Raw genomic sequence first — 12,426 nt, 5'->3', positions numbered from 1 at the left:
CTCAAGGCGCGCGCGAAAGAGGCGGAGGCCATGATGGGTCGGGCTTAAGAGATCGACGTGAAGGACAAGCCGGCCTAGAACCACTGCTTCTCGATTGATCCGGCAAGAGCGGAAGCTCGATCCCGTCAACGAGTATATCGACCCAGATACCATCGAGGCTCGAACCATCTACGGGGACGACGTGTATCCGGCCGAGTAGGTGGGGCGGGTATTAAGGCGCCTCGACATACATCTCTGTCGTTTCCAAATGTCTCTCCTTTAAGTTTGGCCAGAGGCATGCCAACACTTCCGTAAACTCTCGTTTCGACCGACGCCCACGCAGGGTTGTTGTCGTAAAGCGTGGCGAGGTCGTGATCCGTAAACCAGAACGCGATGTCCCTGATATGAGTTGTTGCGACGTTGGTTCTGTGCCGCTCCAGCGCCTCGGAAACATCAATTAGGTCTAGATTGAACGCCGTTGCCACATCCAAGGCGAGGTGTTCGATCCTGATCCACTGGTTCACATCACCGCTGAAAAGGTCCATGAAAAAGTCGGCTTGGTTGACTTCGCTGCCGTTGTAGCACTGACCGCGAACGATCATTTCTCGGGTTGGTATGTGCCTTGGATTGCGCTCGGCCTCGAAGAGCACCAGGCTCATCAGCCAAGACGGGAGGCGACGGATGCATGAGATGATGCGTTTACCTGATGGGTCAAAGCTTTGATCGGCTCGCTTCCGCTCTGCGATGGTGTGGTGCCAGTAGCCAGATTGGTGATCGACTTCATCGAACGTAATGCCCGGCCGACCGGCGAGCAAATCGCGCAACGCGAGGTCCAGCGTCGTCCCTGCACACTTCGGGAAATGAAGCCAAACAAAATCAGGGCCTATGATCATCTTACCGCCCCCCCAGCGTTTAAAGCGCCCTCACGTTCCTGTTACTTCCGGTGATGACTCGCGTCAACGGGCGCCGAAGTCCCCTCCAACGTTATCAAGGGTGTGGCTGCGTAAGGCGAGGTCTATGCGGCCTACGCCTTGTCTACAAGCGAGGTTTTCCGCCAGATAGCTCTCAACCAGGCGGACAAGGTGACCATCAGTCTCCGGCCGCTAGTGACGGTCGCCGAGCATGTGGAGGGGATGCGATCACAGCGACCTCATCGCCTACTTTTGATATTTCCCCGAGCCATGTCCAGATTCTGGAGCAGCCGGCGCCGGCGTCAAGATAAGCGGAACCTAATATAACGCCACACGCTTATCCCACTCATGAGCACACGCGGCACCAACTTCCTTCACAAATGGCTTTCCAACAACGTCCCCGAGACGGTCGGCGCCGACGTGATCTCCGTGGCCGAGCTTACGCAAAAGCTATTTGCCGACGCCAAAGCGGTCGAGGCAGTGTCGAGATCGAGGAAGACACCGGCAATGTCTACGAAACTATCCTGGACGCGATCGTCCACCGCGACGGTGGCTTGGCGATTTGGCCGTGACTATCAGGGCCGGCCCGGCGCTTAGAATTGTCTGGAACCCAGCCGGCATTTACGGGTTGTAAATGCGGCGGTCGATTCCCCTAGGGGATGTAGCCGCTCCCATCGGGAAGCCCGCTGCCTGACCGCGCAGCGGGCTTTTCCATGCCTAGAGCTTCTTGAGCATACGCGCTTCGCGCAAGAGCGAGGGCCAGTTGTGCGGGCCAAGGAATCTAACAAGCTCTGCGGCTTGCGCTTCGGCAATGCCGCTTTCTTTCACCAAACGCTGAACAGCCATGCCGGTGGCTGGCCCCGGCGGCTTGCCTGCTTCCTCAACCATTTTGGAAATCCCCTTCCGGCTGACCCAACGGCACCAGAGAGGAAATGGTTCCGTGTTAGCCAGGATAGTAAATGGCCGGCGCCGGTCTAGGCTCTTGGGGCGTAAGGCCGCGCCGGCCACTGCGGGTTAGATTCTCCCTCGTCCCCCGCGATGCTCAGCCTATAGGCACATTAGAAGTCGCTCAATTACGACTGAAGTCCCTAACCAGCCGCAAGAGGCCGCTGCACCGGCCCTGTCAGGTTCCACTGGATGAACGGTGCCCGTTTGCCGGTGATCGTCTCTATCGATTTCAGCAGCGGCTCATGCACCTCACGAAGCGCCCGATAGTGCTCGCAGCGGTGCAAGAAGCGGGCTGATGATAATATCGGTTTTATTTTGCTTGGCAATTTGGTGAGCGCGATGGGATTCGAACCCATGACCTACTGATTAAAAGTCAGTTGCTCTACCGGCTGAGCTACGCGCTCCCGCGGGCTCTAAAAGGCCGCCCTCGAAATTGCGCGGAACATAGGGAGAGTGCCGCGAGCGGTCAACCGGAAAAAGATGGCTCGTTTGCCTGGGTTCCTGCCATCGCCTGATGCCCTGCAAATTGCCACTGGCAGGAGGCCGGTGAGCCGCTCCTGTGCCGAGGTAATCACTTCAAAATCTGCAGGCGCGAGATGGGTCTCTTTTTCTCCGGTTGACTGGAGAAACATTGCAAATCAGCAACTTAATGTTTTGGCGGGAACCTTCGCACCAACGAGCCGTTGTCTCCGCACAAGGGACGTCAACCACCCCCTTCAAAGGAGTAGATCGTGAACAAGATCGTATCGGGTATGCTGGCGGCCACATTGTCAGCCTCTTTCGCAGTTTCCGCGGCCGTGCCGGCCGGCGCCACGCAAATGATTGCGCCGCAGGCCCCATCGGCGTCGTCCGATGTGCAGGCGGTCGACTACAAGCCGTGGATGAAAAACCGCAACTTCAACGGCGACCGCAATTTCTCGCGCAGCAACAATGACGGCGCCTACTGGAACGGCCATCGCGGCTCGCGCCATTACCGCCACGGCTATCGCCGTCACGGCGATTTCTGGTTCCCGGCCGGTGCATTCATTGCCGGCGCGCTGATTACCGGCGCGATCGTCAACAACAACCAGAACCGCGTCTACCGGGGCGGCGATTCGCATGTGCAGTGGTGCTATGACCGCTACCGCTCGTATCGCGCGTCGGACAACACCTACCAGCCGAACTACGGTCCTCGGCGGCAGTGCAATTCGCCCTATTGATGAGTTCAGGGCGAAGCTAGAGTGATGGAACCTGCGCCGCAACGGCGCAGGTTTCGTATTTTAGCGCATTCAGGACGTGCTCAACGTCCTGCGCACCGCATCGCGCCAGCCCGCCAGTTTTGCCGAGCGCACAGCGGCATCCATGTCCGGTTTGAACCGGCGCTCAAGTGCCCAGCTTCTGGCAAAATCCTTCGCCTTCGGCCACACGCCCGCCTTCGAGCCGGCAAGCCATGCGGCGCCCAGCGCCGTCGTTTCAAGAATGGTCGGACGGTCGACCGGCGCATCGAGGATGTCGGCCAGTCGCTGCATCGTCCAGTCGGAGGCCACCATGCCGCCATCGACGCGAAGCACGGTTTTGGCCGACGCCCCCTTCCAGTCCTTGCGCATCGCATCGAGCAAATCGCGCGTCTGGTAGGCGACGGATTCGAGCGCGGCGCGGCCAAACTCCGCCGGGCCTGAATTGCGGGTCAGACCGAAGATCGCGCCACGCGCGTCGGCGTCCCAGTGTGGCGCGCCGAGGCCGACGAAAGCCGGCACCAGATAGACGTTTTGCGTCGGGTCGGCGGTCGCCGCCAGCACGCCGCTATGCTCTGCCTTGCCGATTACCTTGATGCCGTCGCGCAGCCATTGCACGGCAGCGCCCGCGATGAAGATCGAGCCTTCCAGCGCATAGGTGGTCTTGCCGTTCAGACGGTAGGCGATGGTGGTCAGCAGCCGGTTCTTCGAGCGCACCAGATCGGCGCCCGTGTTGAGCAGCGCGAAGCAGCCTGTGCCGTAGGTCGATTTCATCATGCCCGGCTCGAAACAGGCCTGGCCGATGGTCGCCGCGTGCTGGTCGCCGGCCACGCCGAGGATCTTTATCTCGGCGCCAAAGAGGCCTTTCTCCGTCACGCCGTAATCGTCGGCGCAGTCCTTGACCTCAGGCAGCATTGCCGCCGGGATGCGCAGGATCGACAGCAGTTCGTCGTCCCAGACATTTTTCTCGATGTTGTAGACCAGCGTGCGCGAGGCATTGGTGGCGTCGGTGGCGTGCACCTTGCCGCCGGTCAGCCGCCAGATCAAAAAACTGTCGATGGTGCCGGCGAGAAGCTCGCCCTTTTCGGCGCGTTTTCTCGCACCCTTCACCTTGTCCAGCATCCAGGCGATCTTGGTGCCGGAGAAATAGGGATCGAGCAGCAGGCCGGTCTTTTTGCTGAATTTTTTCTCCAGCCCCTGCTTCTTCAGCTTCTGGCAGAGCGCCGCGGTGCGGCGGTCCTGCCAGACGACGGCATTGTGGATCGGCTTGCCGGTCGCCTTGTCCCAGATCACGACGGTTTCGCGCTGATTGGTGATGCCGATCGCCGCGACATCTGACGCCTCGCGGCCGGCGGCCTTCAGCGCGCCTTTGACCGTGGCGACGACGGTTCCCCAGATTTCTTCGGGATCGTGCTCGACCCAGCCGGAGGCCGGGTAGTGCTGGGTGAATTCCTGCTGCTTGCTGCCGGCAACTTTCATCTCTCCGTCGAACAGGATCGCCCTGGTCGATGTGGTGCCCTGGTCGATCGCAAGGATGTGTCCGGTCATTCGTCCTCCCGGTAGCTCGCTTATACAAACAGGGGAGACGGCAAGATGCCGCCTCCCCGTTCACTATGATCCTGGCGCGTACGCCAAGCTTACTTCTGCCAGCTCTTCACCAGTTCGTCGTAGTTGATGGTGATCGGCTTTTCCTTCTCGTTCTCGATCTTCAGCTGAGGCGCGAGATTGCCCTTCTTGACCGCGTCGGCGTTCCAGTAGGCGAGGTCATGCTCTTCGGCCATCTTCGGGCCGATATCGCCCTGGACGCCCGACTTTTCGATACGGCTCATGACCTTTTCCTGTTCGCCGCAGAGCGAGTCCATCGCCTCCTGCGCCGTCTTGGCGCCCGAGGACGCGTCGCCGATCGCCTGCCACCAGAGCTGTGCCAGCTTCGGATAGTCAGGCACGTTGGTGCCGGTCGGCGACCACTGGACGCGGGCCGGCGAGCGGTAGAACTCGATCAGGCCGCCGAGCTTCGGAGCACGTTCGGTGAAGCTCTTGTCGTGGATCGTGCTCTCGCGGATGAAGGTGAGACCAACATGGCTCTTCTTCACGTCGACGGTCTTCGACGTCACGAACTGCGCATAGAGCCAGGCGGCCTTGGCGCGGTCGGTCGGCGTCGACTTCATCAGCGTCCAGGAACCCACGTCCTGATAGCCGAGCTTCATGCCGTCCTTCCAGTAGACGCCGTGCGGCGACGGGGCCATGCGCCACTTCGGCGTGCCGTCGTCGTTCATCACCGCCTTGGCGCCGGCGTCGACCATCGAAGCGGTGAACGCGGTGTACCAGAAGATCTGCTGGGCAACCGCACCCTGCGCCGGAACCGGGCCGGATTCGGAGAAGGTCATGCCCTGTGCCTCGGCCGGAGCGTAGGCCTTCAGCCAGTCGAGGTACTTCTGGATCGAGTAGACGGCAGCCGGGCCGTTGGTGTCGCCGCCGCGCGCCGTGCAGGAGCCGACAGGACGCGAATTCTCATCGACCTTGATGCCCCATTCGTCGACCGGCAGACCGTTCGGGATGCCCTTGTCGCCGTTGCCGGCCATGGACAACCAGGCGTCGGTGAACCGCCAGCCGAGCGACGGATCCTTCTTGCCGTAGTCCATGTGGCCATAGACCTTCTTGCCGTCGATCTCGCGACCGGTGAAGAATTCGGCAATATCCTCATAGGCCGACCAGTTGACCGGCACGCCGAGGTCGTAGCCGTACTTCGCCTTGAAGTCGGCCTTGTTTTTCTCGTCGTTGAACCAGTCGTAACGGAACCAGTAGAGGTTGGCGAACTGCTGGTCGGGCAGCTGATAGAGCTTCTTGTCCGGCGCCGTGGTGAAGGAAGTGCCGATAAAATCCTTCAGGTCGAGGTTCGGATTGGTGACGTCCTTGCCGTCGCCCGCCATCCAGTCGGTCAGGTTGCGGACCTGCTGGTAGCGCCAGTGAGTGCCGATCAGGTCGGAATCGTTGACCCAGCCGTCATAGAGGTTCTGACCGGTCTGCATCTGGGTCTGGATCTTCTCGACGACGTCGCCTTCCTGGATGACGTCATGCGTGACCTTGATGCCGGTGATGGCGGTAAAGGCCGGCGCCAGCACCTGCGATTCATACTGGTGGGTGGCGATGGTTTCGGAAACGACCTTGATGTCCATACCGGCGAAAGGCTTCGCGGCATCGATGAACCATTGCATTTCGGCTTCCTGGCCGGCGCGATCAAGCGTCGACAGCGGGCCGATTTCCTTGTCCAGGAACGCCTTGGCCTCGTCCATTCCGGCGTAGGCATTGCCTGCCCCGAGCAACAGGACAAGCGCGGTTGTTGATGTTAAAAATTGCCGTCGCATAGGTTTCCTCCACATTTAGGTTTCAAGTGCGATCTGGAGCGGCCGCCGGCACGCGGTCGCTCCAACAGTTTCCCCCTCTATACGTAGCGGAACACGCCGACGGCGTAGACCACGGAGAGAGCGAGAGCCCACCACAGGTTGGATCCGACAAGACCCAGCCAAGCGAGATGGATAAAGGCGCTGCCAAGCAGCGACAGGAAAAGACGGTCGCCGCGCGTCGTCTCGAAGCGCAGGATGCCGACGCGCGGATTGCCGCCCGGCGAGGCAAATTCCCAAAACGCCATGCCGCACAGCAGCAGAAGAATGGTGCCGAAGAACGCCGCCGTCGGCCACGTCCACGCCATCCAGGAGAGGTCGAGGTTCATGGTCACACCCTCCCCAGGGCGAAGCCCTTGGCGATGTAGTTGCGGACAAACCAAATGACGAGCGCGCCGGGGATCAGAGTCAGCACACCGGCGGCGGCAAGCAGGCCCCAGTCCATGCCGGCGGCCGAAACGGTGCGGGTCATGGTGGCGGCAATCGGCTTGGCGTCGGTGGTGGTCAGCGTACGCGCGATCAACAGTTCCACCCATGAGAACATGAAGCAGAAGAAGCAGGCGACGCCGATGCCGCTGGCGATCAGCGGCATGAAGATCCTGACGAAGAAGCGCGGGAAGGAGTAGCCGTCGATATAGGCGGTCTCGTCGATCTCCTTCGGCACGCCCGACATGAAACCTTCGAGGATCCACACCGCCAGCGGCACATTGAACAGGCAGTGCGCCAGCGCCACGGCAATGTGGGTGTCGATCAGGCCGAAGGCCGAGTAGAGCTGGAAGAACGGCAGCGCGAAAACGGCCGGCGGCGCCATGCGGTTGGTCAACAGCCAGAAGAACAGGTGCTTGTCGCCGAGGAAGCGGTAGCGTGAAAAGGCGTAAGCCGCCGGCAGCGCCGCCGCCACCGAAATCACCATGTTCATCACCACATAGGTGATCGAGTTGATGTAGCCCGAATACCAGGAGGCATCGGTGAAGATGGTGACGTAGTTGGCGATCGTAGGCGCGTGCGGATAGAGCGTCAGCGACGAGACGATCTCGGCATTGGTCTTGAAGCTCATATTGATGAGCCAGTAGATCGGCAGCAGAAGCACGATGATGTAGACCGTCGGCACGATCCACCACCAGCGCGATTCCTCGCCGCGCTTGCGCATCAGCCGGGCGACCTGGTCCTGCGAGAGCGTGCTCGCCAGTTTTCCCGCGGCTGTCGTCTCGCTCACTCGGTCAGCTCTCTCATTGGCGCCGCTCATCTCAGCGCTCCGCGTCGTAGTTGGTCATCACGGTGTAGAACACCCACGACAACAACAGGATGATCAGGAAGTAGACCAGCGACATCGCCGCCGCCGGACCGAGGTCGAACTGGCCGAGCGCGGTCTTGACGAGGTCGATCGACAGGAAGGTCGTCGAGTTGCCGGGGCCGCCGCCGGTGACGACGAAGGGCTCGGTGTAGATCATGAAGCTATCCATAAAGCGCAACAGCACGGCGATGAGCAGCACGCGCTGCATCTTCGGCAGCTGGATGTAGCGGAACACCGCCCAGCGCGAAGCGCCGTCGATCTTGGCCGCCTGGTAGAAGGCGTCGGGAATCGAGACCAGGCCGGCGTAGCAAAGCAGCACGACGAGGCTGGTCCAGTGCCAGACATCCATAATGATGATGGTGACCCAGGCGTCGTACGGGTCCTGGACATAATTGTAGTCGATGCCGAGCGCGTTGACGTAGTAGCCGAGCAGGCCAATGTCGTTACGGCCGAACACCTGCCAGATGGTGCCAACCACGTTCCACGGGATCAACAGCGGCAGCGCCATCAGCACCAGGCAGACCGGCACGCCCCAGCCCTTCTTCGGCATGTTGAGCGCGATGAAGATGCCGAGCGGCACTTCGATGGCCAGGATGATGAAGGAGAAGATCAGGTTGCGCACCATCGCTTCCCAGAAGCGGTCGGACGACAGCAGCTCCTCGAACCATTCGGTGCCGGCCCAGAAGAACTGATTGTTGCCGAACGTGTCCTGCACCGAATAATTGACGACGGTCATCAGCGGGATGACGGCCGAGAACGCCACCAGCACCAGCACCGGCAGCACCAGGAACCAGGCCTTGTTGTTCCAGGTCTTTTCCATCTATGCCCCCATCTCGACGCGCCAGGAATCGGCATAGATGTTGATGCCGGCCGGATCGAAGCGCACTTTCGGTTCGGCGGGAACGCTCTCATCCTCGCCGATGACCGCCGCGATCTCGCGGCCTTCGAGGCTGGCGCGCACAACCTTGTGGCGGCCGAGATCCTCGACCTTGCTGATCTTCACCGCCATGCCGTCGCGGCCGAGCCTGACATATTCGGGGCGGATGCCGAGTTCGATGGCGCCGGTGTTCCCAGCGGCGGTCTTTGGCGCGCCGGGCAGCTCGATGCGCTGGCTGCCGATGGTCGCGGTCTTGCCGTCGATCGCCACCGGCATGACGTTCATGCCGGGCGAGCCGATGAAGTAGCCAACGAAAGTGTGGCGCGGGCGCTCGAACAGTTCGGCCGGCGTGCCGATCTGGACGATGCCGCCGTCGTACATGACGACGACCTGGTCGGCGAAGGTCAGCGCTTCGGTCTGGTCGTGGGTGACATAGACCATGGTGTAGCCGAAGCGGCGGTGCAGCTGCTTCAATTGCGAGCGCAGCACCCACTTCATATGCGGGTCGATGACGGTCAGCGGCTCGTCGAACAGGATGGCGTTGACGTCGGATCGCACCAGGCCGCGGCCGAGCGATATCTTCTGCTTCTGGTCGGCGGTCAGGCCCCTCGCCTTCTTCTTCGCCCATGACGCCAGGTCGATCATCTCCAGTGTCTCCCGCACCTTGCGGTCGACATCGGCTTCCGGCACGCCGCGGTTGCGCAGCGGGAAGGCCAGATTGTCGTAGACCGTCATGGTGTCGTAGATGACCGGGAACTGGAACACCTGCGCGATGTTGCGCTCCTGCGTCGACAAATTGGTGACGTCCTTGCCGTTGAACAGCAGCTCGCCGTGCGAAGGATGCAAAAGCCCCGAAATGATGTTGAGCAGCGTGGTCTTGCCGCAGCCCGACGGCCCAAGCAGCGCATAGGCGCCGCCATCCTCGAAAGTGTGGTGCACTTCCCTGAGCGCGAAATCGGCATCCTTCTGCGGGTTGGGCAGATAGGAGTGCCGGACATGGTTGACGTCGATGCGCGCCATCTCTTCCCCCTCAAGCCGCCAGCTTCGATGCGGCCACGGCGCGGCCGTTGCCGTCGAAGACCATGATGTGGCGCGGATCGATGAACACCTCGATCTCGGCGTCGGGCTCGAAATCGCGGATGCCGTGGGTCAGCATGACCCAGCGCGCATCGGCGAAATCGAGATGGATGAAGCTTTCCGAGCCGGTGATCTCGGTGATCGTCACCTTGGCGCGCACCGGCACAGCGGCGGCGTTGGGCCGCTCCAGCGACAGATGATGCGGCTGGAAACCGATCGTATACATAGCGTCGGCAATGCCGGCGAGCTCGGCCGGCACCGGCAATTTGACGCCGCCCTCGAGCAGGAAATCCGGGCCCTTCTTGGCCAGCACGATGGTGTTGAGCGGCGGATCGGCAAAGGTCCTTGCCGTCACCAGGTCGATCGGCTTGCGGAAGACGTCGATGGTCGGGCCGAACTGGGTGATGCGCCCTTCCGAAAGCGTCGCCGTGTTGCCGCCGAGCAGCAGCGCCTCGTGCGGCTCGGTCGTGGCGTAGACGAAAATGGTGCCGGCGGCGGCGAAGATCTTCGGCAGTTCGGCGCGCAGCTCCTCGCGCAATTTGTAATCGAGATTGGCGAGCGGCTCGTCGAGCAGCACCAGGCTGGCGTTCTTGACGATGGCGCGGGCGAGCGCGGTGCGCTGCTGCTGGCCGCCCGACAGGCTGAGCGGCGTGCGGTCGAGATAGGGCGTCAGCTTCAGCAGGTTTGCCGCGTTGCGGACTTCCTTGTCGATCTTGGCCTGATCGGTGCCGGCGACACGCAGAGGCGAGGCGATGTTCTCGTAGACCGTCATGGCGGGGTAGTTGATGAACTGCTGGTAGACCATGGCGATCTTGCGCTGCTGCACCGGCATGCCGGTGACATTCTGGCCGTCGAACCAGACCGAACCGGAGGTCGGCACGTCGAGCCCGGCCATCAGCCGCATCAGGCTGGTCTTGCCCGACAGCGTTGGCCCGAGCAGGACATTGAGCGAGCCGTGCTGAAGCGTCAGCGAGACGTCGCGGATGTGCTCCGCGGCACCGACCGTCTTCGTCACGTTTCTCAGTTCCAGCATGATGCCTCCTCCCAGGCTTTTCGCATCAATCGCCTTCCCTATTCCGCTGCAACAACATGGCGCCGGCTGATCCCGCGCATGAATTCGTCGAGGGCCGAGACTTGCTCGCGGCTGAAATGCAGGCCGCGCTTGGTGCGACGCCACAATACATCTTCGGCGGTCAGCGCCCATTCGTTTTCGCAGAGGTAACGCACCTCGGCCTCATAAAGATCGGCGCCGAAATTGCGGCCGAGATCGGCATTCGACTTGGCAAGGCCGAGCAGCACTTGCGCGCGCGTGCCGTAAAGCCTGGTCAGCCGGCGCGCCAGGCGCTGATCGAGGAACGGATAGGCGCTCTTCAGCTTCGCCACCTGCGCGTCGAAACCGGTGGCCGGGAAATCGCCGCCGGGCAAGGACGCGTTCGCCGTCCACGGCTTGCCACGCTTGCCCAGAAACCCTTCGATCTTTTCCAGCATCGACTCCGACAGCCGGCGATAGGTGGTGATCTTGCCGCCGAAGGCGTTGACGATCGGCGCCTTGCCCTCGCCGCCATCGGCCTTCAGCACGTAGTCGCGGGTTGCTTCCTGCGCCTTCGAGGCGCCGTCATCGTAGAGCGGGCGCACTGCCGAATAGGTCCAGACGATGTCGGAGCGCGTCACGGGTTGGGCAAAATATTCGCTCGCCGCCGCGCAGAGATAGTCGATCTCGGTGTCGCTGATCTTCACGTCATGCGGATCGCCGGGATAATCGCGATCGGTGGTGCCGATCAGCGTGAACTCTTCCTCGTAGGGAATGGCGAAGATGATGCGCCCGTCCTTGTTCTGGAAGAAGTACGCGCGCGGATCGTCGAACTTCTTCTTGATGACGATATGGCTGCCCTGCACCAGGCGGACATTGTGGACGTCGTTCTGGCCGACAGCCGTCGACAGCACGTGGTCGACCCACGGGCCGGCGGCATTGACCAGCAGCCGGGCCTTGACCTCCTCGGTCGCTCCGCTCGCCAGATCTTCCAGGCGGATTGCCCACATGTCGCCTTCGCGCCGTGCCGAGACCACCTTCGTGCGGGTGCGAATGATGGCGCCGCGGTCGGCGGCATCACGTGCGTTCAGCGCCACCAGGCGGGCATCGTTGACCCAGCCGTCCGAATATTCGAAGGCCTTGTGAAACAGCGGCTTCAGCGGCTTGCCGGCCGGATCCTTGGCCATGTCGAGCGTGCGGGTCGCCGGCAGCAATTTGCGGCCGCCAATATGATCGTAGAGGAAAAGGCCGAGCCGGATCAGCCAGGCCGGGCGCAGGCCCTTGGCATAGGGCAACACGAAGCGCATCGGCCAGATGATGTGCGGCGCGTTCTTCCACAGAACCTCGCGCTCCATCAGCGCCTCGCGCACCAGCCGGAATTCGTAGAATTCGAGGTAGCGCAGGCCGCCATGGATCAGCTTGGTCGAGCCCGACGAGGTGCCGCTGGCCAGGTCGTTCATCTCGGCGAGAAACACCGAGAAGCCGCGGCCAACCGCATCGCGGGCAATGCCGCAGCCGTTGATACCGCCGCCAATGACAAAGATGTCATGGATCGGAGATGCGTCCAAGAATTCCTCCACCGATTTCGCATTGCAGCATTTTTGGTGTTTTGCGAAACCGTGGCGGAATTATTTCGAAATGATAACGAATGTCAAACGAAATATCACGGCCACGTGAGAAGCCCGTATTGGAGGC

Annotated in this window: 11 protein-coding genes, 1 tRNA gene and 1 pseudogene; 2 read left to right on the top strand and 11 right to left on the bottom strand. The window is 61.6% G+C overall.

Translation table 11 applies throughout. The features are described 5' to 3' along the window. Nucleotides 1-125: 125 nt before the first annotated feature. Nucleotides 126-872: a hypothetical protein gene (locus tag AC1DZ8_RS17350; RefSeq protein WP_477304190.1), complete on the bottom strand. Its 747-nt coding sequence runs from the start codon at nt 870-872 to the stop codon at nt 126-128. Between the two features lie 366 nt (nt 873-1,238). On the opposite strand from AC1DZ8_RS17350, the pseudogene AC1DZ8_RS17345 reads away from it, so the two are divergent. Next, nucleotides 1,239-1,462, top strand: a pseudogene (locus AC1DZ8_RS17345) (DUF768 domain-containing protein). Nucleotides 1,463-1,607: 145 nt separating this feature from the next. Here the strand turns inward: AC1DZ8_RS17345 and AC1DZ8_RS17340 are convergent. After that, nucleotides 1,608-1,778, bottom strand: coding sequence for a hypothetical protein (locus AC1DZ8_RS17340; RefSeq protein ID WP_477304188.1), 171 nt, complete (start codon nt 1,776-1,778; stop codon nt 1,608-1,610). A gap of 388 nt (nt 1,779-2,166) precedes the next feature. Next, nucleotides 2,167-2,242: transfer RNA gene (locus AC1DZ8_RS17335), tRNA-Lys, on the bottom strand. 327 nt (nt 2,243-2,569) lie between these two features. Between AC1DZ8_RS17335 and AC1DZ8_RS17330 the strand changes: the two genes are divergently transcribed. Further along, nucleotides 2,570-3,037: a BA14K family protein gene (locus AC1DZ8_RS17330; protein WP_477304186.1), complete on the top strand. Its 468-nt coding sequence runs from the start codon at nt 2,570-2,572 to the stop codon at nt 3,035-3,037. A gap of 69 nt (nt 3,038-3,106) precedes the next feature. Here the strand turns inward: AC1DZ8_RS17330 and glpK are convergent, their stop codons facing one another. The 8 genes from glpK to glpD all read right to left on the bottom strand — a co-directional run bounded on the left by glpK (nt 3,107) and on the right by glpD (nt 12,299). Continuing rightward, the gene (glpK, locus tag AC1DZ8_RS17325) at nt 3,107-4,600 is read right to left on the bottom strand and encodes a glycerol kinase GlpK (protein WP_477304184.1); all 1,494 of its coding nucleotides are present in this window, start codon (nt 4,598-4,600) and stop codon (nt 3,107-3,109) included. Nucleotides 4,601-4,689: 89 nt separating this feature from the next. Next, nucleotides 4,690-6,417, bottom strand: a complete 1,728-nt coding sequence (locus AC1DZ8_RS17320) for an ABC transporter substrate-binding protein (RefSeq protein WP_477401274.1) — start codon at nt 6,415-6,417, stop codon at nt 4,690-4,692. A gap of 77 nt (nt 6,418-6,494) precedes the next feature. Then, nucleotides 6,495-6,782: a DUF2160 domain-containing protein gene (locus AC1DZ8_RS17315; RefSeq protein ID WP_477401272.1), complete on the bottom strand. Its 288-nt coding sequence runs from the start codon at nt 6,780-6,782 to the stop codon at nt 6,495-6,497. 2 nt (nt 6,783-6,784) lie between these two features. Next, the gene (locus tag AC1DZ8_RS17310; protein WP_477304178.1) at nt 6,785-7,699 is read right to left on the bottom strand and encodes a carbohydrate ABC transporter permease; all 915 of its coding nucleotides are present in this window, start codon (nt 7,697-7,699) and stop codon (nt 6,785-6,787) included. 1 nt (nt 7,700) lies between these two features. Further along, the gene (locus AC1DZ8_RS17305; protein WP_454574966.1) at nt 7,701-8,567 is read right to left on the bottom strand and encodes a carbohydrate ABC transporter permease; all 867 of its coding nucleotides are present in this window, start codon (nt 8,565-8,567) and stop codon (nt 7,701-7,703) included. Beyond that, on the bottom strand, nt 8,568-9,644 hold the full coding sequence (locus tag AC1DZ8_RS17300; RefSeq protein ID WP_477284358.1) for an ABC transporter ATP-binding protein: 1,077 nt from the start codon (nt 9,642-9,644) through the stop codon (nt 8,568-8,570). It abuts the gene before it with no gap. A 10-nt stretch (nt 9,645-9,654) separates the two neighbouring features. Next, nucleotides 9,655-10,734, bottom strand: coding sequence for an ABC transporter ATP-binding protein (locus AC1DZ8_RS17295; protein ID WP_477304173.1), 1,080 nt, complete (start codon nt 10,732-10,734; stop codon nt 9,655-9,657). Between the two features lie 38 nt (nt 10,735-10,772). After that, a complete protein-coding gene (gene glpD, locus AC1DZ8_RS17290) occupies nt 10,773-12,299 on the bottom strand; it encodes a glycerol-3-phosphate dehydrogenase (RefSeq protein ID WP_477304171.1) in 1,527 nt (508 codons plus the stop codon). Nucleotides 12,300-12,426: the final 127 nt, after the last annotated feature.

Source organism: Mesorhizobium sp. P2_F7 (genome assembly GCF_056403695.1).
This window is presented reverse-complemented; position numbering and strand designations above follow the sequence as displayed.